The organism is Paenibacillus sp. FSL R10-2788, from assembly GCF_038003885.1.
Lineage (GTDB): Bacteria > Bacillota > Bacilli > Paenibacillales > Paenibacillaceae > Paenibacillus_AQ > Paenibacillus_AQ odorifer.
Genome location: NZ_JBBOQA010000001.1, coordinates 6077150 through 6099098 on the forward strand (window position 1 = coordinate 6077150; position 21949 = coordinate 6099098).

Annotated in this window: 16 protein-coding genes and 1 riboswitch; of the genes, 5 read left to right on the forward strand and 11 right to left on the reverse strand. The window is 45.6% G+C overall.

What is annotated here, in order from left to right; all coding sequences use genetic code 11:
• Positions 1 to 60 precede the first annotated feature (60 nt).
• The 4 genes from NSQ50_RS27000 to NSQ50_RS27015 all read right to left on the reverse strand — a co-directional run bounded on the left by NSQ50_RS27000 (position 61) and on the right by NSQ50_RS27015 (position 6226).
• The gene (locus NSQ50_RS27000) at positions 61 to 3729 is read right to left on the reverse strand and encodes a response regulator (RefSeq protein ID WP_076128810.1); all 3669 of its coding nucleotides are present in this window, start codon (positions 3727 to 3729) and stop codon (positions 61 to 63) included.
• A 2-nt stretch (positions 3730 to 3731) separates the two neighbouring features.
• Positions 3732 to 4898: a SpoIIE family protein phosphatase gene (locus tag NSQ50_RS27005; protein ID WP_076128679.1), complete on the reverse strand. Its 1167-nt coding sequence runs from the start codon at positions 4896 to 4898 to the stop codon at positions 3732 to 3734.
• A gap of 237 nt (positions 4899 to 5135) precedes the next feature.
• A complete protein-coding gene (locus NSQ50_RS27010) occupies positions 5136 to 5660 on the reverse strand; it encodes a hypothetical protein (RefSeq protein WP_076128682.1) in 525 nt (174 codons plus the stop codon).
• A gap of 59 nt (positions 5661 to 5719) precedes the next feature.
• Positions 5720 to 6226: a DUF948 domain-containing protein gene (locus NSQ50_RS27015; RefSeq protein WP_076146325.1), complete on the reverse strand. Its 507-nt coding sequence runs from the start codon at positions 6224 to 6226 to the stop codon at positions 5720 to 5722.
• 189 nt (positions 6227 to 6415) lie between these two features.
• Here NSQ50_RS27015 and NSQ50_RS27020 point away from each other — a divergent pair, with 189 nt between their 5' ends.
• Together NSQ50_RS27020 and NSQ50_RS27025 are read left to right on the forward strand one after the other, a co-directional pair.
• Positions 6416 to 6583, forward strand: a complete 168-nt coding sequence (locus tag NSQ50_RS27020; protein WP_036680225.1) for a DUF1328 domain-containing protein — start codon at positions 6416 to 6418, stop codon at positions 6581 to 6583.
• A 223-nt stretch (positions 6584 to 6806) separates the two neighbouring features.
• Positions 6807 to 7184, forward strand: a complete 378-nt coding sequence (locus tag NSQ50_RS27025) for a hypothetical protein (protein ID WP_036680226.1) — start codon at positions 6807 to 6809, stop codon at positions 7182 to 7184.
• Between the two features lie 221 nt (positions 7185 to 7405).
• On the opposite strand, the gene NSQ50_RS27030 is transcribed toward NSQ50_RS27025, so the two are convergent.
• Together NSQ50_RS27030 and NSQ50_RS27035 are read right to left on the reverse strand one after the other, a co-directional pair.
• Positions 7406 to 8497, reverse strand: a complete 1092-nt coding sequence (locus NSQ50_RS27030) for a C40 family peptidase (protein WP_076224275.1) — start codon at positions 8495 to 8497, stop codon at positions 7406 to 7408.
• A 203-nt stretch (positions 8498 to 8700) separates the two neighbouring features.
• Complete coding sequence (locus tag NSQ50_RS27035) at positions 8701 to 9570, reverse strand: cation diffusion facilitator family transporter (RefSeq protein ID WP_076224278.1); 870 nt, start codon at positions 9568 to 9570, stop codon at positions 8701 to 8703.
• 133 nt (positions 9571 to 9703) lie between these two features.
• Here NSQ50_RS27035 and NSQ50_RS27040 point away from each other — a divergent pair, with 133 nt between their 5' ends.
• On the forward strand, positions 9704 to 9889 hold the full coding sequence (locus NSQ50_RS27040; protein ID WP_036680230.1) for a hypothetical protein: 186 nt from the start codon (positions 9704 to 9706) through the stop codon (positions 9887 to 9889).
• Positions 9890 to 10214: 325 nt separating this feature from the next.
• On the opposite strand, the gene NSQ50_RS27045 is transcribed toward NSQ50_RS27040, so the two are convergent.
• Together NSQ50_RS27045 and NSQ50_RS27050 are read right to left on the reverse strand one after the other, a co-directional pair.
• On the reverse strand, positions 10215 to 11840 hold the full coding sequence (locus tag NSQ50_RS27045) for an ABC-F family ATP-binding cassette domain-containing protein (RefSeq protein ID WP_038573336.1): 1626 nt from the start codon (positions 11838 to 11840) through the stop codon (positions 10215 to 10217).
• 155 nt (positions 11841 to 11995) lie between these two features.
• Positions 11996 to 12961: an MBL fold metallo-hydrolase gene (locus NSQ50_RS27050; RefSeq protein WP_076224281.1), complete on the reverse strand. Its 966-nt coding sequence runs from the start codon at positions 12959 to 12961 to the stop codon at positions 11996 to 11998.
• A gap of 223 nt (positions 12962 to 13184) precedes the next feature.
• On the opposite strand from NSQ50_RS27050, the gene NSQ50_RS27055 reads away from it, so the two are divergent.
• Together NSQ50_RS27055 and NSQ50_RS27060 are read left to right on the forward strand one after the other, a co-directional pair.
• Positions 13185 to 14321 (forward strand): virulence factor, encoded by a 1137-nt coding sequence (locus tag NSQ50_RS27055; protein WP_076224284.1) that lies wholly within the window; start codon positions 13185 to 13187, stop codon positions 14319 to 14321.
• A gap of 101 nt (positions 14322 to 14422) precedes the next feature.
• A riboswitch (Lysine riboswitch) is annotated at positions 14423 to 14627 on the forward strand.
• A gap of 199 nt (positions 14628 to 14826) precedes the next feature.
• Positions 14827 to 16308 carry an amino acid permease gene (locus NSQ50_RS27060; RefSeq protein WP_052097335.1) on the forward strand — a complete coding sequence of 494 codons (1482 nt, stop codon included), beginning with the start codon at positions 14827 to 14829 and terminating at the stop codon, positions 16306 to 16308.
• Between the two features lie 109 nt (positions 16309 to 16417).
• Here the strand turns inward: NSQ50_RS27060 and NSQ50_RS27065 are convergent, their stop codons facing one another.
• From NSQ50_RS27065 to NSQ50_RS27075, 3 genes are all read right to left on the reverse strand, one after another.
• Positions 16418 to 17557, reverse strand: a complete 1140-nt coding sequence (locus tag NSQ50_RS27065) for a transglutaminase domain-containing protein (protein WP_076224285.1) — start codon at positions 17555 to 17557, stop codon at positions 16418 to 16420.
• A gap of 139 nt (positions 17558 to 17696) precedes the next feature.
• On the reverse strand, positions 17697 to 20069 hold the full coding sequence (locus NSQ50_RS27070; protein ID WP_340949818.1) for a glycoside hydrolase family 95 protein: 2373 nt from the start codon (positions 20067 to 20069) through the stop codon (positions 17697 to 17699).
• A 115-nt stretch (positions 20070 to 20184) separates the two neighbouring features.
• Positions 20185 to 21942 (reverse strand): ABC transporter substrate-binding protein, encoded by a 1758-nt coding sequence (locus NSQ50_RS27075; RefSeq protein WP_080742630.1) that lies wholly within the window; start codon positions 21940 to 21942, stop codon positions 20185 to 20187.
• Positions 21943 to 21949: the final 7 nt, after the last annotated feature.

Here is a 21949-nt window from a genome sequence, read left to right on the forward strand (position 1 = left end):
TTAACACACCGTAATTCTAGTCATGTTAGTTCTTAAAAAGGTATTACCCCAAATTTGAGTTTACGAATACAACCAGACACGCATTAACGAAAGAAGTTGACCTGTTGCGATCGGTTTCTTCATATAATCAGAAGCTCCCGCTTCAATACATTTGGCGCGATCCTCTTTCATTGCTTTGGCGGTAAGCGCAATAATAGGCAGTTTCTGATATTGCGGCATTTCACGGATTCGGCGCATAGCTTCATATCCGTCCATTTCCGGCATCATCATATCCATAAGCACGAGATCAAAATCTTCTTGCTCTACCAGCATTTCCAGCGCTTCACGTCCATTCTCCGCAAACTTCACTTCCATGTGGTATTCTTCCAGTACACTAGAGAGTGCAAAAACATTACGAATATCATCATCGACGAGCAGTATTTTCTTCCCTTCGAATAACTCTTCTTTGTTATGCAGCTTCTGCAAAATTTTACGTTTATCTTCCGGAAGATTGGCTTCTACCCGGTGCAAGAACAACGTTGTCTCATCCAGTAGTCGTTCCGGAGAACGAACATCCTTAATAATTATGGATTCAGCATACTTGCGGAGCTGTGTCTCTTCTTTGCTATCTAAATCCTTACCTGTATAAATAATAATAGGAAGATCATTTAATTCTTCATCATCACGAATCTGATCCAGCAATTCAAAGCCGTTCATATCCCCAAGCATAAGATCCAGAACCATACAATCATATCTCTGCTTGCGCAGCTCCATCAGTGCCTCATTGCCGGTTGATACCGCGGTGATAGCTACATCATCGTGACCAATCAATTCCATAATGGAACGACGTTGAATCTCATCATCTTCAACAATCAGAAGGTACTTCACTGTGCTGGACGTATAGTTCTCAATTTGTGAGAAAGCCCGCTCCAATGCTTCTCTTGAAGATGGTTTTCTAAGATACGCCATAGCTCCCATCATTAATCCTTGCTTCACTTCATCGTTCACTGAGATAACATGAACAGGAATGTGACGGGTCTGAGATGCACTTTTCAGCTCTCTAAGGATGGTCCAGCCGTCCATTACAGGCAGCTGTATATCGAGAATGATCGCATCTGGCAAATAAGTTTTTGCCATCTGCAGTCCTATATCGCCTTGAAGCGCTACTAAACCTTTAAATCTGCGCCCACGAGCCATGTCTAACAAGATTTTCGCAAAGCTTTCATCATCTTCAATAATAAGCAGGACTTTGTCATTCGCCGTCAAATTGTCACGGTCATCCTCAATTGTCAGTTGTGGAAGGGGTACGTTAACTGCTGCTGGCACTAAGGTTGGAAGCATGTCTCCAATATATTCATCATATGTGGAATCCTCTTTGGACACCGCAGCTTCTATTTCTGCACGTTGTTTACTGTAATTTGCCTTCACCGGCAAATATAAAGTGAAGGTACTGCCTTGTCCCTCACGGGATTCGAGCACAATAGCGCCACCCATTATACGAACCAATTCACGGCTGATCGACAATCCCAACCCCGTGCCTCCATATTTACGGCTGGTTGTTCCGTCTACTTGCTGGAAGGCTTCGAATACAATATCTGTTTTGTCAGCCGGAATACCAATGCCACTGTCCTTCACAGCAATAGCAATATATTCATTATCACTCGGCAGATTTAGTGGCAAGAGATTATTATCTGCCGGGCTAACTGAAAACTCAATAAAACCTTCGGTTGTAAATTTAAAGGCATTGGAGAGCAGATTTCTTAAGACCTGCTTCAACCGGTGACTATCGGCAATAACGCTATCTGGCAGCGGTTCGTTAAAGGCTATCCGTAAGGAGAGTCCTTTTTTGATCGCCTGCGGAGCAAAATTCTGCTTCACAAAGCTTTTCAGCTCAGTCAGTTTAATTTCTTCATGATTCAGTTCCATTTTTCCTGCATCAACCTTGGATAGATCGAGAATTTCATCAATCATTTTAAGCAGGTCAGCACCTGACATGTAAATCGTATGGGCAAATTCAACCTGTTTCTCCGTTAAATTACCATCCTTGTTCTCAGTAAGCAGCTGGGACAAGATCAGCAGACTGTTGAGCGGCGTCCGCAATTCATGGGACATGTTCGCCATAAATTCCGATTTATATTTACTAGTCACGGATAATTGCATAGCCTGTTTCTCTAGCTGAACCTTAGCATGCTCAATTTCATCTTTTTTCTCCTCGACCTCCTGCACTTGTTCCTCTAGTGCACGAGTCTTGGCGACGAGTTCCGTATTGTAATGTTCCAATTCCTCCTGTTGACGTTGCAGCAGTTCTTCTGAACGCTTAAGTGCGTCCGTCTGCTCTTCCAAGTTCTCATTGGAACGACGCAGTTCTTCTTGCTGAGTCTGCAGCTCCTCTGACTGACATTGCAGTTCTTCCGTAAGTGCTTGTGACTCACGCAGTAATTTCTCTACAATCAGACGACGACTAATATTATTGAAAATAATGCTTAAATTATTCGCAAGTTGTTGCAGCAAATCATTTTTCAGACTGCTAAATGGCTGGAATGAAGCGAATTCTACTACACCGAGCAGCTCGTCTTCAAAAATAAGCGGATGAATGGAAATATATCCTGGCTGTGAATCCACAAAGCCGGATTTCACGGAGATATAATCTTCAGGAGCCCGCTCCAATCTGATTGGGTGCATATCAAGCGCACTTTGTCCTACAAGCCCTTCTCCAATCAAAAAACCTTCCTTTGGTTTCTTATCGTTATCTACTGCATAATAACCACTGCTTCGTAAAAAATCGGGACGATTAGCATCCTTCAAATACACAGCTCCAAACTGGGCTCCGAGCACAGGGGTGAACTCGTTGATAAAGGTCTGTGAGACCTGATCCAATGAGCTAACCCCCCGGAGAAGTTCTGTCACCTGAGCAACATTTGCATTCAGCCAGGATTGATCATTCTGTGCCTGTGCATAAGCCTGTTCCATTTGCTGTTTCTCTTCAAGATCTAACGCCATTTTCTTAAAGACAAGGGCAACCTCACCAATCTCATCTTTCGAAGTAACCTTTATGCGCCTTATGGCCCGGATTCTGCCGTTGCCAAAGCTGGTAATCATCATCGAAACGACATTAAGTCCCCGCGTAATGCTTGGAATGATCCATAGAACAACTCCAAGTCCAAGTAATAGACCTACAATCATCATCAAGATGACCATCTGAGTAGAGCTTTGATAGGCATCTTTAGCTTTTGCGCTCTCTTCATTCATAATAAAGGCATTATAATCAGAGAGACTGTTCAGAGCATTTAACACGGCATTCTGAATCGCTTGTCCCTCTGTGTTAGAATACGTACTGGCATTCTGGAAATAACCAGCTGATAACAGCTTCAATATTTTTTCCTGATAATTTAGATAGATCGTATAAGAATCATCAATTTGATTAACGATCTGCATCTCTTCAGCGCTAGTCATTGATTCTTTTATTTTGTCGTAGTGCTCATTCGCCTTAGCTATTTTTTTATCAATCTCTTTTTTTTGTGATTCTACCGTTGATGTATCCGCGCTTAACATGGTCGTCGTTAATATGCGCGCCATATCATTCACTTCTCCACGCATACCTGAAGAAGAGCGCCCCTTCATATATCTATCCTGGTAACCCTCAAGCTGACCATTCATATAATCCAAACGATCGTATCCAATCATAGTAAGTGCCAGCATAATCGCCAGCATCGCACTAAAACCAATTAAGAGTTTAGCCTTTATTTTCATCCTCATTCTGTTCCCTTCTTCAGTGAGATCCACACTATACATTTGTCATCGTCACGCTCTTTAGGAACATCAGCATTGAAAAAAGCAGCCCGTATAGTTTCTTCCTTCCATTCATGCTCAACATTTAAATGCTTAATCATAAACTTCAGCTGCTCTTCCTGTTCACCCTCAACCAGCTCCAGCAGACCATCTGTATAGAGAACCAAATGCCCTTCATCTTCGTAGGTCAAGCTCTGAGGCTGAATATCAATCCGTTCAAACAGGCCTACAGGGTGACAATTACTTTCCAGCAAGACCGGAGTCTTAGCTGCGCCCTCAAAAAATAGCGCAGGTGGATGCCCGGCGTTAACGTAGTCAATACGCTTTATACGAGTGTCGATCACAAGATAAATCGTCGTAAAATAATATTGAATCAGCTTTTTCTCAATATAAAGTTGGTTAAACCTTCGATTGAGTTCCTGAATTACCTTTTCCGGCTCTACATAGGTAGTTACCGTATCCTTTAATACTGACGCAAGGAACATGCAAAAAAGAGAGGACGATATACCGTGTCCCATAATGTCCAGGAGGATTACGCCATATCGGCCATCCCCAAGGGGATACCAAGCATATAAATCACCCGCCAATTCAGAGGAAGGCTGATAGATAGCATGCACCTCGAAATTCTCTTCCTGCAGGGGTAGGCTGAGTACAGCATTCTGCACGAGTGCAGCCAGTCTCAATTCCTCCTGAATCCGCTGATCCCGTTCCTTATGCCAATCTTTCTCACGTTTCAACCGCAGAGCAAGCCGAATCCGGGCCATTAGCTCCACTTTATTAATAGGTTTCGTAACATAATCTACTGCACCTGCATCCAGCGCTTCGGCCAATTTCTTAGAATCGCCTACAGCTGTAACCATTATTATTGGAATATCCTTAAGATGTTCGTATTGCTGCACAACACGACATGCTTCGATCCCATCCATTTCTGGCATCATCATATCCAGTAAAATCAGATCAATATCTGACATCCGGGGACGTCCATCTTCACTCCCCGAACCGATTCCAAGCCGTTCCAGCATCTCTTTGGCAGAGGATGCGGTTACGAAATTTCGGTAATCTTCTTTTTTCAGGATTTCACGGATAATGATAACATTAGTCGGATTGTCATCCACGATTAAGATTCTCATCATCTTCACCTCACACAAGTAGTATTACGACCGTAAAATTCTGCAAACCTATTAACTATATCATACGCTATTTTACAGTGTTATTTCTATTTTCATAATATGTAAATATAGTCATAGGATCAATTTACGTATTCAGCAAAGTAACCTCCAGCCCCACTATACGTAGTGGGGCTGGAGGTTACTCTATTCTAAAGACAGCCTATGTTTATTAACCAATTTGCTCAAATATGAAACACATTAGGAAGAAATACTATCAAATAAATCAATTCCTTCAAATTCACCCGCCAAATTTCGATATATTTTGAGTGCATTATTCCCTCTCAGGTATACATCCCCATCTTCGGCTATAAAATACGGTTTGCCCAGAGTATCTTGCAGATTATCTGTTAAAGGATCGATTTCTACGCCATCTACATGTAAACCGAACTGCTGTGCTTGCGGAGGTGCAACATGCACATAAAGTACAACACCCTCGCCCACACCCACTGTCACATCTGCGTAATGGTACTCCACTGTCTCTAGCAATGGATCATTTGTCACCGCAAGCGGATTGCCTTTGGTCAGAAGCAGTTCTTCCTTTGTGGTGTATAAAGCGACACCTTGCAGAGAATCAAAGCGATTTATATATGGGCTGGATTCTGAAGCATGTTCAAATGCGAGAACCGACTTAGGTTGTTCAATAAAAGTAGAGATAGGCACCAACTGTGGAGACGCATCAAAGTATGGGAAAAGAAGACCAAATAAAAGGATCATCATGTTCATGTTGTGTCCCACCTTTCTTATCTGCAGCCACCGATTACAGAAGCTTTACTATCTTATGCTTAATGACGAAATTTCTTCCAAAGAGTTGCAGCTACGTCTACACCTTTTAGCACTGTAGCTATTTTTCCCGGTGACTTCTCAGTATAAATGGCATCATAGGAGTTAACAGTACGTTCTTCAGCAGGAGTTAGAGGAGCTTCTTTTATAGATACTTCCTTACTTTTCTCCTTCAGCTCACGCGATTTACGATATTTCTCGATCACTGTGACTGACACTTGTTTGACTGTTAAGGTTAGCTCATTCATAACATCACCCAGATTCTTAACAGAATCGATGACTGGGTCAATCTTCTGAATCTTATGCTGTACATCGGCAGTGATTTCATTTGCGTGTCTGACCGTCGTTTTCACTTCATAAGTAAGCTCATCCATCGTCTTCTGTACTTCCACCAAGGTTTGGCTGACTTTGTCGAGTGAATCCTTTGCCGACTTTAAGGTTTTAATTAAAAAGAAAACAAGTACTGCAAATGCAATTGCGACGAGAGCTACACTAAGTTCAATGATCATATTCATAACCCCTTCCATATCTCATAAATATCGGCTAATCAGCCTTGTATACTGCATAGTTACCCCTGCTCCCATAAGCCGAAACATCTTGTCGAGTCTTGTCAAGAGTCCCTCTTCCCTTTTGTTTCAAAATCAAAGTCCCCGTTTATACAATGACTACATTAATCAAAAAAGGATAGGTGATATGTAATGTTAAAATGGTCCGCAATACTACTTGTAGTCGCAGTAATCGCCGGAATCTTTGGTTTCTTCAACCTTGTAGCCGCCGCCGCTGGTCTTGCTAAGATCCTGTTCTTCGTCTTCCTGGTTCTGTTTGTAATTTCTCTCTTCACGGGACGCAGAGGTAGATCTATGTAGTAGCCCCTCATTTTAATGGTGTGACTGTCGTATCCCTCCCATATCTATCCATATATCTTATTCATCATGCAGAAAGTATAGGTCATTCCTGCACGGATGTCACTTGAGAAAATAAGAAATGTTGAATGGGTGGTTCATCTTGCATCATTTACGTTTACTAGCATATTAGCAAACAGCGCTTTTGGAAAAAAATACATCCAACCCCCACTAGGAGGAACCAAACATGAAAAAAATCGCCAGCCTTACAGTAGCCTTAGGACTTATGGCTTCCATTGCTGCTACAGCTTCAGCAGCTGAAGTAACTAACACTACTACGGATCCTGCAACCGTAACTGGAAGCACTTACAGCAATTCTTTTGAAACAATTATCACTCCAGCGGATATGATTCCAGCAACACCACAAATAGTGCTGACCGAGAAAACACCTTTCTACTTTTCCGTCGGAGGTATAATTCCAGCAGGCTGGCTTGGCGTTCAGACTCTTGACACAACAGGTGAAGTTATTTCGGACACTTGGGGTAATGAATGGAGAGAAATCTACACTTGGCTAGGAAAAGCATGGGTTAAGGTTCCTGTAACAGCCAATGTGATCTTACCTTAATTATCAATATGTGAAAAAAGGGTGTCCCAAGAGCCAGAAAAATGGCCGATGGTACTGCCCTTTTTTTATGTGGAGAGTACATATTCTGAACAGATAAAACAGGAAGAGCTACCCCCTCAGTAGAGAATTCTACTAAAAGGATAGCCCTCTTGCGCGTACGCCCGCCATCGTTCACCCGTCACAAACATGCGATGCTGTCGCTTCCTGCATTTTTCATATATTTAGCGAATGACCGAACCTCCGTAGAGAAAACGATTCATCCAAGAAGCGCTTAGTTTATCTACTCTTACCCCGCCTGAAGCTACGGAATAAGTTTGTAGAACTTGTCCATCTCCTAGATACATAGCAACATGCGATATTCTAGCTGTAGATTTGTCGATTCCCTCATAAGCAGAAGCAGAATTCCCCTTATAATCCATAAAGAACATTAAGTCGCCGCGCTTCAAATTGGAAATAGACGTAACCATCGTACTATTCGACTTCACCCAATCTCCTTGTTGACGGGAATCCGCCGGCAGTTTGAGATTCGCAGCATCCATAAAAATTTGCCGGATGAAGTCCGAGCAGTCAAAGGTTCTTGTATCATTTCTGCTGGAGCCATACTCATAAGGCGTTCCTAGATATCCCATGCCTGCAGCAATTACCCGTTCGATTTGGGCTGAAGCCCCCGGTGTTGTTATAGGCGGATTGGGTGTAGGTGTAGGTGTAGGTGTAGGTGTAGGCGTTGGTGTAGGCGTTACCGTTCCAGATCCCCCACCGTTTCCTGAAAGTGTACTATATTGATCACTTGAACTTATATATCCGATGCTACCATCCACAGCTTTAACTTGATACCAGTAACTGTTAGGCTGTGCCAGAACTTCTACTTTTTCTCCCTTATTCAAAAGCTTCATTACTTTTCCGCTTGTTGAAGGTGAAACCCGAAGATTCACACCATACTTAATGGTGCCAGTTTGTGCCGATGGCGTCGTTACGGAAGCAGAGGATACGCTGATATACTTATCTCCTGCACTGGTATAACCCACTGAACCATCAGCCGTTTTTACTTGATACCAATAGCTGTTCGGCTGCGAAAGGATCTGCACTTGATCTCCCTTTTGCAAGTACTTCACTATTTCTCCGTCAGTAGAAGGGGTGCTGCGAAGGCGAACACTAGCCTCGATTACACCTGTTTGAACGGCTGAAGCTGCTGTAACTGAATTAGATGAACTTGAGGCTGCCGCTGCTTGTCCAGGAGCAGATACTCCTAAACCTGCAACAATTGCAGCAGATACTAACAAAGATGCTGTAATTTGCTTATGTGATTTGATCATACGTTCCCCCAAATTCCATGATGAGATTTCAATAAAGGATTGTACTACATTATTCCTTTATGCCCTCATTATAGGCTTGCCCGGGATTTGGAACATGCTCCAAATTTCACATATAATCATGCCACTTTATGGTAACATACAGGTCTAAAGTCTTGATTTCTCCTTGAATATGTGTGTTTTTCCCTTAATATAGCATTTTTAATTTATTTTTTAGGTTCCACGTGCACCTGCACATTCATAATATTATGCATTTTGCTCATTCTTTCTTCGATGGAATCACTTATTTCATGACCTTCCGTCACAGAAATATTCGCATCCACCTCCACTACAACATCCACATGCACATGATTACCATGAACCCGTGCCTTCACATCTTTAATCTCTTCTACTCCCGGCGTTCGAGCAATCGTACTGCGTAGATCCATCAATTTATCTTCATCAAAGCCATCGGTAAGCCGATAGGTCGAATCACGAAAAATATCCCAAGCAGTCTTGGAGATAATGAGTCCGACAAGAACAGCCGCTGCGGAATCAATCCATGGCAAACCAAACTGTGCGCCTACAATCCCAACTGCGGCTCCAACACTGACCATAGCATCAGAAAAATTATCCTTTGCCGCTGCCATAAGTGCCCCACTGTTAATTTGCTTGGCCAGTCTTTTGTTATATATATATACCCCCATCATAGCCACAGCACATACAATAGCCACCCCTGCCGACAAGAGCTGTGGCGTTTCTTTTGTAGAATCGAAAAAGGACCGCACCGCTTCCACAATCACTTGAATGCCCACTACCGCCATGATAAAAGAAGCCAACAACGCCGCTACGGTCTCTGCGCGGAAATGTCCATAAGCGTGGTCAGAGTCAGGTGGCTTCCGCGAAATCCGTAAACCCACCAGCACAGCTATGGATGCCACGATATCTGTTAAATTGTTGACCCCGTCCGCTACGAGTGCGCTAGATGCAAATAAATAACCGCAAACCAGCTTGAATGATGATAGGATGAGGTAAGCCGCTATGCTAACCCAAGCTCCTCGTTCCCCTTTACGTATATCTTCGTAAATATCAGTCATCTTGTCTCCCCCTCTTTTTCCCCGATTATTTAAAATACCGAAAAGAATTCTTTCAATTATTCTTGCCCTTGTGGCAGCATTTAAAAACAATTAGAATAAAGTGTAAGGACTTGCTTCGAAGGAGGTTATCATAATGAGCGAAAGCAACGATAAAGGAAAAATCAACTTAGCGGAAGCTATCCGTAAAAAACTGGAGCAGAAGAAACAACAATCTTCCTCCAAACCTGGATCCACATTTCAGGCTGGTTCCGCCAAACCGCTAAAAAGCCAAAATAACAAAAAGCCTAACAACCAACGCCGTCGTACTGGCGGATCTTAGTATTTACTTATATTTAAACATAAACGGCTGCGAATCCCTCGGGGAAACGCAGCCGTTTATACGTTCGTCCTGCCTGATAGGATGGATTAGAACTCTTCAAATTCATAACTGATTCTCTTTATTGTACGATTAGTCAGCTGAAAACATGCGCTTTGGAAAACTCAAGGGCTAAAGACTCCCGTCTTAGAAGCCCCGCGTATACTCCCCGTAGAATTCTACTTGTTAATAACTTTTCAAAATAGAAATTATAAAGACAGCTACCCTGATCCTAAAAGGATTAGAGTAGCTGCTTCATGGGTTCCTTCCGCATAGCGGAAATTAAATATTATACTTCTACAGGATACATGCGCTGGCGCATCTCCTTAATTTCTGGATTCTCCAAATATTCATCGTAGCTCATGGAGCGGTCAATTACACCTGTAGGTGTAATCTCGATGATGCGGTTAGCAATGGTTTGGATGAACTGATGGTCATGGGAAGTGAATAGAATCGTGCCATCGAAATCGATCAGCCCGTTATTCAGTGCCGTGATGGATTCCAGATCCAAGTGGTTGGTTGGTTCATCGAACACAAGCACGTTTGCGCCGTTGAGCATCATTTTGGCCAGCATACAGCGAACCTTCTCGCCCCCGGACAGCACGCTTGCTTTCTTCAGTGCTTCTTCTCCGGCGAACAACATACGGCCCAAGAATCCACGCAGGAAAGTTTCGTCCTGATCTTTAGAATACTGGCGTAGCCATTCTACAAGATTCATTTCTACACCATCGAAATAGCTGGAGTTGTCTTTCGGGAAATACGCTTGAGTTGTAGTTACTCCCCATGTATATTCCCCCGCATCCGCTTCTTGCTCACCCATGATCACATCAAACAGCAGTGATTTAGGCTGGGAGTAAGGGCCCACAAAAGCAATCTTATCCCCTTTGTTTACTACAAAGCTGATTTCATCAAGAAGCTTTTCACCTTCAACCGCTTTGGACAAACCGCTGACTGTCAGCAATTGTTTACCCGCTTCACGTTCAGGTTTGAAGTTGAGGAACGGATATTTACGGTTGGACGGACGAATATCGTCCAGTGTAATTTTCTCAAGTTGTTTCTTACGTGATGTCGCTTGTTTAGACTTGGAAGCATTGGCCGAGAAACGCTGGATAAATGCCTGCAATTCCTTGATTTTATCTTCCTTCTTCTTGTTCGAATCACGCTGCAAAGCTTGCGCAAGCTGACTGGACTCATACCAGAAGTCGTAGTTGCCGACGTACATTTGGATTTTGCCAAAATCAATATCCGCAATATGCGTACATACTTTATTCAGGAAGTGACGGTCATGGGATACGACGATAACAGTACCTTCATAGTCCATGAGGAAGTTCTCTAACCAGCCAATAGATTCGAGATCCAAGTGGTTGGTAGGCTCATCTAGCAGCAGGTTATTTGGACGGCCAAACAAGGCTTGCGCCAAGAGTACCCGTACCTTTTCATTGCCGCTCAGTTCGGCCATTTTTTTGTCATGCAGTTCACGCATAATTCCGAGACCAATCAGCATGGCAGCTGCATCTGGCTCAGCATCCCAGCCGTTAAGCTCAGCGAACTCACCTTCAAGCTCCCCTGCACGCAGGCCATCCGCTTCTGTGAAATCGGACTTCGCATAAAGCGTGTCCTTTTCTTTCATAATTTCATAAAGGCGTGTGTGACCCATAATTACGGTCTCAAGTACTGGGAATTCATCATACTCAAAATGGTTCTGTTTGAGTACTGCGAGACGTTCGCCTGGTGTAACATGTACCTCACCGGTATTTGCTTCGATCTCACCAGACAGAATTTTCAGAAAGGTTGATTTACCGGCACCATTGGCGCCAATCAAACCGTAGCAGTTACCAGGGGTGAATTTTATGTTTACATCTTCAAAGAGAGCGCGTTTTCCGTAGCGGAGTGTTACGCCGCTTGTGCTAATCATTACGCATTACCATCCTTTTCACTTAGGGTTTCGGCTCATTATAGCATAAATAGAGAGCAAAAAGCCCGTAAAATAGCCTTTTCAGCTGTTCTCTCCAATACTAAAGTTATTCCAGCTGCTGTACAGAGGTCGCCAGTAAGGAGGAATTTTTTCAATTATTGTCCAGTTATGCGATTCTTGGGTTGTATAACAAGCGTTTCACCATAACTGAGCGTACGGATTCTTTCTTCAGAAATACCTTGTTTAAGCCGGGCACTTTCCATCCGATCCAGCGCTTCCCGGGCCGTATCATCAGCAAGTCTATAGGTGCCGTAATGCATCGGAATCATGGTCTCCGCTCCAACATCTACAAATGCTTGTATAGCCTCTTCAGGGGTTACATGCTGCGAGGTCATGAACCACTCGGGTTCATAAGCTCCAATCGGCATGAGTGCAACATGAAGCTTATAGCGGCTCCCAATCTCCTTAAAACCCGGAAAATAACCGCTATCTCCTGCGAAATACAGGTTTGGGGGCAGCTTGTCGCTATCCGATTCGATCGGCTGCAGAATATATCCTCCCCAATGCGAAGTATTCGTGTCCCAAGGCGTTCTCCGCGTCCAGTGCTGAGTCGGCACGAAGGTAAGCTTAATTTTACCCAGCGTATTTTCCTGCCACCATTCCATTTCTATGCAGTTGCGAAATCCTTTGCGGAGCATCTTTCGTTTCAAGCCTATAGGAACAACAAGGGTTGTCCCTGCTCTATATAATTTACGGATAGAAGCCATATGCAAGTGGTCATAATGAGAGTGCGAGATCAGAATCAGGTCAATGGGAGGCACTTCGCTGAGCGGAATCCCGGGTTGCCCCAATCTTTTCTCAAAGCCTAGTCTTCTCGCCCAGATTGGATCAGTAATGATATTCATCCCTTCATATTGAAGGAAAAACGTGGAATGCCCAATCCACGTAATGGTAGTCTCCAGCCGATTCTCCGCCAGATAAGCTAACCTCGGTGGCGTACTTGGCACTACATATGAATAATCTTTTTTCTTCCGTCGACGTTCCTCCCGCCACTTACGAAACTCTTTAAGTGTTTTATCGGTACTCACATTGTCGAGGTTATTGTAGCGAAATTTAACCATAGAGCACCTCATCTTTAGAAGTTTGCCGAGCATGCTTTACTTTAGCGAATATAATACAACTATATTGAACGGCAGAGTATTTTGCAAAATATACAAGTTACTTGGTAAGGGTGCGCCCTTTTTCCGCAAAATATCTAAGCACCCTTTTGTGTTTCACGCCAGAAATGAGATAATATGTGTATAAAGTATGGCGGTGCATATACCGTTCAAGGGGGAGCTACGTATGAAGATTACTTTTATTGAACCGACTCCAAGTCCAAATACGATGAAGCTTCATTTGGACGAAAGTCTGGAACCTGGAATCCGCAGAACCTATACACCAGAAAGTGAACGTTCCGCACCTGCCTGGGCACGCGAAATGTTAACGATACCGGGCGTTACTAGCATCTATCATGCTGCTGACTTTGCAGCGCTCGAACGCAAGGGCAATGCGGATTGGGCAGCGATTCTAAGAGAAGTCCAGAACCGCTTCGGCAACAGCGAAGGCTTAATTGACGATTGGAATCTTGCCGATGAGAACGCTGGCGCTCATTTCGGCGAAGCCCAAGTCTTCGTCCAGATGTTCCGCGGAATTCCGCTGCAAATCCGCGTTAAGACCGGCGCGAATGAAGAGCGCATCTCCTTAGCAAACCGCTTCACGAAGGCGGTTATGGATGTGGCTAGCGCCGTGATGATTAAAGAGCGTAAGCTCACTGATTACGGCGTGCGTTATGGCGAGCCCGCGGAGATTGCACGCGAGGTGGAGCAAGAGGTTGAAGCGGCGTATCCGCAGGAGCGCCTCGACTCCCTCGTGCAGCAAGCCATTGCGCACGGAGCCGAAGGCGAGTTCGTCGAGCAGAGACGAACCCGCAGTCAGGATGAGCTGCTGCGAGACCTGAAGCATGAGGATTGGCGCGTGCGCTACGCCGCGCTGGAGGATCTTACGCCGACAGCGGAGCTCCTGCCAGAGCTTAAGGCGGCGCTGCACGATCCCAAGCTGCATATTCGCAGGCTTGCGGTCGTGTATCTAGGCGACCTTCGCACGCCCGAAGCGATGGAGCTGCTCTATGAGGCGATGGCAGACAGCGCGCCAGCCGTGAGACGTACGGCAGGCGATACGCTGTCCGACATCGGCGATCCTGCCGCCACGCCTGTGATGACGGCGGCACTGACGGATAAGAGCAAGCTTGTCCGCTGGCGCGCAGCACGTTTCCTCTATGAGGTGGGCACATCCGATGCCCAAGCAGCGCTGTCAGTTGCGGCGGAAGATCCGGAATTCGAGGTTGGACTTCAGGCCAAAATGGCTTTGGAACGTATCGCTTCCGGTGAAGCAGCGGCGGGTACAGTTTGGCAGCAAATGTCAGAACGTCGTCGTAACTAATGTTCCCTACCGGATTTTGTCATTGCTTGACTTGCGAACTTGCTTTATACTAATTCCTGTTGTTTATAAATGAATGAAGTAAAGATAGCCTCGTCATACTAAGATGAGGTAGAGGTCGCGGATATAAAGAGTACGCGCGTGGAGACGTTAGAGCCGTCTATGAATCGCGTCGAAAGGAATATCTGCCGAAGTTTGCACTGTCGCTCTGACAGCGGTGCAGGCTGGGGCCGTTGCCGAAAGGCACGGAACTGTCACATTGTATAACCTGCATAGTAGCAGGTCATAATGTGTTGCGCTATCTTCACAGGGAGTATGATGCGGAGCTGTATAGATGGAAACCGCAGATATAGTCTGCGGTTTCTTTGCGTTTACAGAATTTGTATGTTTGGTGTTTGTCCATTACCTCATGGAGACCACCAAATACACTCTCTCGCTCTGCGGGAGGAAGCAGCTCAGCACTCCCCGTTCATGAATTGAAAGATTAGATCATAAGGAGTGTCAAATCATGCAGGGCAAGCAGCAAAATCTAGCACAAGGCAACATTAGTAACCCGCCTGAGCTAAAAAAATCATTTAAAGCAAGGCATTTGACCATGATTGCGCTTGGAGGATCTATTGGTACTGGACTCTTCCTCGCCAGTGGTGGCGCTATCGCTTCAGCCGGACCCGGTGGAGCACTTCTAGCCTATACGGCTGTTGGTGTTATGGTTTATTTCCTCATGACCAGTCTGGGAGAGCTCGCTACCTATTTACCGGATTCGGGCTCATTTAGCACTTACGGCACGCGTTTCGTCAGCCCCGCTTTTGGGTTCGCCATCGGCTGGAACTTCTGGTATAACTGGGCGGTTACGATTGCAGCAGAATTATCTGCCGCCACCGTCATTATTAAATACTGGTTCCCGGACAGTCCCTCCTTTCTCTGGAGTCTTGTATTCCTGCTGTTGATGTTCGGTCTTAACTTCCTGTCTGCTCGTGGATACGGAGAATCAGAATATTGGTTTGCCATTATCAAAATTATTACTGTTATCGCCTTTCTTATTGTCGGAGTTTTGATGATTTTCGGAATCATGGGTGGAAAAGCCGTAGGCTTCAGCAATTTCCAGATCGGGGGTAGCTCCTTCCACGGTGGCTTCTTCGCTTTCGTCGGTGTCTTTATGGCTGCGGGATTCTCCTTCCAAGGCACCGAGCTAATCGGTGTTGCAGCAGGTGAGAGTGAGAACCCTCGCCGCAACGTACCTATTGCTATTCGCCAAGTATTCTGGCGTATATTAATCTTTTATATCCTCGCTATACTTGTAATTGGAATGCTGATTCCTTACACGAATCCAGATCTGCTGCGCGGTGGTATTGATGATATCGGAGTCAGTCCATTTACGATCGTATTTAATAAAGCTGGGCTTGCTATTGCCGCATCCGTCATGAATGCTGTCATTCTCAGCTCCGTATTGTCAGCCGGGAACTCGGGAATGTACGCCTCCACCCGCGTCCTGTACGCTATGGCTAAGGATGGAATGGCTCCACGTGCTCTAGGCAAGCTTAATCGCCGCGGTGTTCCCGTTGGAGCTTTGCTCGTGACCACAGCTGTCGGTATGTTGGCCTTTTTGGCATCATTCTTTGGTGACGGTGCCGTATACAACTGGTTGCTTAATGCTTCCGGTATGTGTGGATTTATTAACTGGCTCGGCATCGCTGTCTGCCATTATCGTTTCAGACGCGCCTTTATAGCTCAAGGTCATTCCCTTGATGAGCTGCCTTACCGGGCTAGATGGTTCCCGTTTGGACCTATATTTGCCTTAGTACTTTGTGCGGTAGCCATCCTTGGCCAGAATATGGGCGCCTTCTCAGGTGGAAGCATCGACTGGTACGGTATTGCCGTTTCTTATATCAGCCTGCCATTATTCGTCTTAATTTGGGCCGGCTATCGCTTCTTCCGCAAGAGTAATATTATTCCTTTGGATAAATGCGATCTTAGTACTCACCCAGAATAAATAGACTCCTCAAAAAAGGGATATCCAGAAGCCTGAAAGGCTGCAGGATATCCCTTTTTATATAAATCAATCTAGTATATTCAACTCCTGATTTTACTTAGCCCTTTGCCTATTCCCAAGTCACATACACTTTTAGATCACCCGTATTATCAAAAGAAGTGCTAGAATAAGACACATCCTCTAGTCCAAGTTTATATAACTCCTGTAGATCATTCTTCAGCTGGGTTCCACTACCGTGATAACGGAATAATAAAGATCCCTCTCCTGAAGCGACAGCCTTATTCGCCAGCTGAATTAAATCTGCTGCTGAACGTACAATCCGCTCCTCGGCATACAGCTCATAATTAAGGTCCTTCTGAAGCTGCTTATACACCCCGGCGCTTTGTCCTCCACGCTCTACAAGTGCCGACAAGGTCTTATAATAGGCAACCGAGGCTGCCGGATAAGACTTCGTCCAGCTATGGTCCTGACGCATTTGTGCATCAGTCTTCAAGTAATACGCGGTGCTTACCACGCCGGCTTTATCAGGTGTCGGGTCATCCCAAGTTGTGTCGAGATGATACCATCTCCCTTCGAGCAGCACTAGATTCCAAGCATGAGACTGGCTGCGTCCTCCCGGCTGTTTTGCAGTGCCCTCAACGATTTTATTACTGAATCCCGCTTCCTTGAGCAGCTTATAGGTCAACAGCGAATACCCCTGGCAAACGGCACTGCCACTCTTCAGACCTTCATAAGCCGTATATTTACGATAAGAGGTATCATACTTCAGACGCAGCACCACCCAGTCGTGGATAGCCTTAACCTTCTGATGATTATTCATGCCCGGTGTAATGATCTTCTTGAGCGTTGCCTTTACTTCTTTGTTCACAAAAGCGGTCTGCTCCAGCGTTTCCAAGTATTTCACTTCTACTGTAACCTTTACAGAGCTTTTGCTCCCTCGATAAGTGTATCCGTAGCTGTCTATGATGTAATACAAATAGGGATCGCTATTCATCGCTTGATCTAGACCCGTTTGTATCTGTGTTTTTAAATTCGAGGTTTTCCCCTCATAAGTAAAAGTGATAGTCTCTCTACGATTATTCATCGCACCGGTTAGCTTCTGGGCAATTTCACTCACAGAACGAACGGTCGGTGAAGTCGTGGCCGCATAAGCATACCCCCAGGTCCAATACAATGTCGGGGGAATGGCTGCGCAAATAATCACTCCTCCAAGAATGACTTTTGCCAACGTGAAGCGTTTTTTCCACATAATTATTCTGATCCTCCGGCTCCTACAGACTTATTCAAAACCCTCCATTTAATAGATAATGAGGACTTGGGCAAAAAAAGACTGTTCTCTGTAGAATAATTCTACTCTGAGAACAGCCACTAAGCCAGACCGATATGGATTATTTCTTTAGGGGTGTAATGATATAGGTCTCTCCGATTGCTGTTTCAAATTCCAGCCCCGCTCCTTCAATCTGTGTACCATCCGGTTTTTGAATGAGCAAAGGCTGGTGTTGAACAATTCTGCAGGATCGGCCATGAGTCGAGGTAACCTCTGCCCTTGTTAAACAGCCCCCGCTCCATTCTATAGTCGTGACAAAGCCACCACGTGCCACCAAACCTTTCACGCTGCCTTCAGACCATTCCTTTGGAAGAGCAGGTAATAGTTCCAGACCCTCCTGATGACTCTGCAAGAGCATTTCTGCTATCCCGGCTGTAGTTCCGAAGTTTCCATCAATCTGAAACGGAGGGTGATTACCGAACAGGTTCGGCAAACTGGAATCTTGCAAAATGCGACGTAGACAGCTAACCGCACTCTCGCCATCCTTCAGACGCGCATAAAGATTAAGCAACCAAGCTGCGCTCCAGCCTGTATGGCCACCTCCGTGTTCTATACGTTTCTTCAGTGTTAAGGCTGCCGCCTCCGCTAGCTCTGGTGTGGAGGAAGGGCTAATTACGTTCCCAGGGTACAGGTCATACAAATGAGAAACATGACGATGCCCAGGCTCTTGTTCAGCAAAATCCTCATTCCATTCGCGGACAGTTCCGTCCGGTGCGATCCCTTGGTGGGCAAGCTGTTTCTGTTTCTGCATAAGCTCCTGACGCAGCTCTACATCGGTATTTAAAATATCAGCAGCCTGAATGCAGTGCTTGAACAACTCAGCGATAAGCGATAAATCCATAGCTGAGCCAGCCGAGACACTGCATGGTGTGCCGTCAGCAGTCAGAAATACATTCTCTGGCGAGGTAGACAGACCTGTGGTCCATCTTCCATCAGGCAGCTCTACTAGCCAATCCAGACAAAACAATGCGGCTCCCTTTAATATGGGATAAGCTGTGCGCAAATAGTCCTCATCTGGACGAAAAGCGTAACGCTCCCATAGATGGCGAGAGAGCCATACCCCGCCCATCGGCCAAAAAGCCCACATCGCCTTACCGTCTGATGGAGAAGTCATCCGCCACAAATCGGTATTATGGTGTACTGTCCAGCCACGTGCGGCATAATGAATATTCGCTGTACGGCTGCCAGCCACGCTAAGCTCCGTGATAAAATCTATTAAAGGTTCATGGCATTCACCCAATCCGCATAACTCGGCTGGCCAATAATTCATTTCGGTGTTGATATTTGTCGTATAATTGCTGTTCCATGGTGGCTGAATATAGGGATTCCAAATGCCCTGCAGATTCAGAGCTTGCGTCCCCGGCCGTGAGCCAGAAATCATCAGGTAGCGGCCATACTGGAACAGCAACGCTTCCAGTTCAGGATCTGCCTGTCCTTCGCGGTATTGTACCAGGCGCTCATCAGTCGGAAGCTCTCCTCGGGAAGCAGCAGATGCAAGCGTCAACTCCACACGGTGGAACAAGGATTGATGATCCTCTAGGTGGCGCTGCTTAAGCTCTGCGTATCCTTTAGAGGCTGAAGCTAACTGCACTAGGCACAACTCCGCTGGCAGCTTGCCACCGCTTCCCGGCATCCGGTCATACCCGGCATAATCGGTTGCCGCAGCCAGACGAAGGGTAATGGAGTGCGCGCCAGAAATCAACAGCGAGCCGTTCTCCGCTACACAAGTCCCACCTTCCGTCTGGATCTCCATAACCGCAGCAAAACTTATGCCAAGCCCCTCTTCATATAATACGGCACGCGGGTGATCCCCTACGTAGTTATCAGCCACATGCGACGGGGCACGGCCAGTCATAATCAGCATGCCATCCGGAGTAATCTCCGAGTTGAAAGGATGTGGTGATGCCAGATCCGCCCAGAAATCTGGCAGAGTAGCTTGGCCCTCTCCCCCCTCCGCACGGATATGAAGAGCTATAAGCTCATCCGGTCTGCTGGCCAATACTTCACGTACGATCCTTACACCACCGGCAGTATAGGATACCGTAGCCAACGCCCGATCCAGATCAAGCTCCCTCCCGTAATCCTCTACAGCACCTGCAAAATTAAACTTCAATCGCAAATCTCCAAGTGGTTGATAGGATTCCGTCCGGCTGCCTAACATTTTGGCGTCCACCAGTGCTTCTGCTTCCTTGTATTTTCCCTCTGCTACTAGCTGTTTGGCTGGGGCTAAATACCGCAGTGCCTCATAATTGGCTTTATCCCGCGGCAAACCCGACCATAAGGTGTCTTCATTTAATTGAATCCGTTCTTCTTCGACTCCACCAAAGACCATGCCGCCCAGCCTGCCGTTACCTACGGGCAGCGCCTCTTCCCATACAGCCGCCGGCTGCTTGTACCATAACTCATGCTGTCCGGAGTTCTTGCTCTCTCCCATGTATATTCCTCCTGTCCTGTTATGACCGGTGAAAAGCAATCAGCGGGAGGCCCGGACTTTCGTTCGGACTTCCCGCCATCTTCATGCTTTTATTGTATTAGACGAAATTTAATAATTAATCATTCCAAAGTTTCACGCGTTGTTTAACCAGCTCTTCACGCAAATCTTCAGCTTTCGTTACACCAGCTTTATCTAGCTCAGCCATGTAAGCATCCCAAACTTTATCGAAATCAGCTGGTTTAGACAAGATTGCTTCAGGGATCCGTTTCCAACTGATATCCTTCAGCTTGTTGTCAAGAACGACGATTTCGCTATCCCCAGGAATCGTGATGTTCCATGCCGCGCCCCAAGGTTTAACTTTGAACTCATCTTCACTAGGGAAGAGGTCTTTCCAAGTGGTTGCTTTGTAAGCAGCAAGTGTTTCTTTTTCAACCGCATTGTAACCTACGGTTACTTGCTCAGGGAAACGAGTTGTGTAGTAGTTACCAGATGGATCCAATACACCGTCGCCATAGTGAGCGCTCAGCAATGCATAGTTTGATCCGACATTACCCAAGCCAGTTTCTTTTTGGAAGTTGGTAGTGTCATTATATTTACGGTCGTTCACATCTTCAGGAATGACACGTTTGCCATCAACAACATTGTAGTGTTTGCCTTCAATACCCCAGTTAACCAATACTTGACCTTCGTCGGAAGCTAGGTAGTCCAGGAATTTAATTGCACGAACTGGATCTTTAGCATCTACGCTGATCCCAATTCCGTTACCACCCATGAAGCCTGTAGGCCAGAAGGAGGTTTCTTTGTACTCCTCAGACAAGGTTACAGGATAGTGTCCATAGCCTTGATCCAGCTTGCCTTCAGCTTTCAATGCTCTTTCTCCATCGCCATAACCCCAGTCTTGGTCAATCAAACCAATAACGCGGCCTGTAGCGATTTTAGCTTTGTACTGATCATACTTTTGAACGAAACTTTCTGGATCAAGCAATCCGATATCGTTCATGTGGTTGAGCCAGCGGAAATATTCTTTTTCAGCCGGACGACGGAAGTGATAAGTTACTTCTTGGGTGTCGATATCAATCGCATATTCACCATCGTCAGGAGAACCAGTAGTAATAAATGCTGGGTTAGTTACTGTAATGTACATGTACCAATCATCTGCATTCAGAGTCAGGCCGATGTTTTTGTTACCATTTTCATCGGTAGGATGTTTTTCCAGGTAAGCCTTGATTACGTTCTCATAATCTTGAACAGTTTTGATTGCAGGATATCCAGCTTCTTTAACAGCACGGTGCTGTAGTTCAAATCCGCCACCAGCATCAAAATATTTGTTGTCTACACCTGCATAGGTAGGGATGGCATAAATCGCATGATCATCGTCACTGTAACGTGAACGTTTCATGCCTTCTTCGCCCAATACTTTTTTGATATTCGGAGCATATTTTTCAATCAGGTCTGTTAGATCAAGCATTGCGCCTGCATCTACCAGCTTGCTGACATCAGTCTTAGCACTGATCAAATCCGGATATTCGCCGCTCGCTGCGATCAAGGCTACTTTTTGTTGAGGATCACCAACTGCATATTCAGCATTTAGGGTTACTCCCGTTTTTTCCGTAATCACTTTACCAACTTCATCTTGCATACCTGTCCAGTTCGGGTTAGGGTCTGCACTGAAGAAGGTCATCGTGAGCGGGGAAATATCCTCAGCCGCATTGGTCGCATTTCCAGCATTAGTTGCGTTGCCGCCTGTATTTCCAGCTGCAGCATTACCATTGTTGCCATTGTTACCGCCGCAGCCTGCAAGCACACCGAGCAGCATAATAGAAGTGAGCGTTAATGCCGTAGCTTTGGCTTTTATCTTTCTATTACTTCCCATTAAATAA

Bases quoted from the DNA above. Each gene is read 5' to 3' on its own strand.
- NSQ50_RS27000 (WP_076128810.1), bottom strand. From the start codon at position 3,729: ATGAAAATAAAGGCTAAACTCTTAATTGGTTTTAGTGCGATGCTGGCG.
- NSQ50_RS27005 (WP_076128679.1), bottom strand. From the start codon at position 4,898: ATGAGAATCTTAATCGTGGATGACAATCCGACTAATGTTATCATTATC.
- NSQ50_RS27010 (WP_076128682.1), bottom strand. From the start codon at position 5,660: ATGAACATGATGATCCTTTTATTTGGTCTTCTTTTCCCATACTTTGAT.
- NSQ50_RS27015 (WP_076146325.1), bottom strand. From the start codon at position 6,226: ATGATCATTGAACTTAGTGTAGCTCTCGTCGCAATTGCATTTGCAGTA.
- NSQ50_RS27020 (WP_036680225.1), top strand. From the start codon at position 6,416: ATGTTAAAATGGTCCGCAATACTACTTGTAGTCGCAGTAATCGCCGGA.
- NSQ50_RS27025 (WP_036680226.1), top strand. From the start codon at position 6,807: ATGAAAAAAATCGCCAGCCTTACAGTAGCCTTAGGACTTATGGCTTCC.
- NSQ50_RS27030 (WP_076224275.1), bottom strand. From the start codon at position 8,497: ATGATCAAATCACATAAGCAAATTACAGCATCTTTGTTAGTATCTGCT.
- NSQ50_RS27035 (WP_076224278.1), bottom strand. From the start codon at position 9,570: ATGACTGATATTTACGAAGATATACGTAAAGGGGAACGAGGAGCTTGG.
- NSQ50_RS27040 (WP_036680230.1), top strand. From the start codon at position 9,704: ATGAGCGAAAGCAACGATAAAGGAAAAATCAACTTAGCGGAAGCTATC.
- NSQ50_RS27045 (WP_038573336.1), bottom strand. From the start codon at position 11,840: ATGATTAGCACAAGCGGCGTAACACTCCGCTACGGAAAACGCGCTCTC.
- NSQ50_RS27050 (WP_076224281.1), bottom strand. From the start codon at position 12,961: ATGGTTAAATTTCGCTACAATAACCTCGACAATGTGAGTACCGATAAA.
- NSQ50_RS27055 (WP_076224284.1), top strand. From the start codon at position 13,185: ATGAAGATTACTTTTATTGAACCGACTCCAAGTCCAAATACGATGAAG.
- NSQ50_RS27060 (WP_052097335.1), top strand. From the start codon at position 14,827: ATGCAGGGCAAGCAGCAAAATCTAGCACAAGGCAACATTAGTAACCCG.
- NSQ50_RS27065 (WP_076224285.1), bottom strand. From the start codon at position 17,557: ATGTGGAAAAAACGCTTCACGTTGGCAAAAGTCATTCTTGGAGGAGTG.
- NSQ50_RS27070 (WP_340949818.1), bottom strand. From the start codon at position 20,069: ATGGGAGAGAGCAAGAACTCCGGACAGCATGAGTTATGGTACAAGCAG.
- NSQ50_RS27075 (WP_080742630.1), bottom strand. From the start codon at position 21,942: ATGGGAAGTAATAGAAAGATAAAAGCCAAAGCTACGGCATTAACGCTC.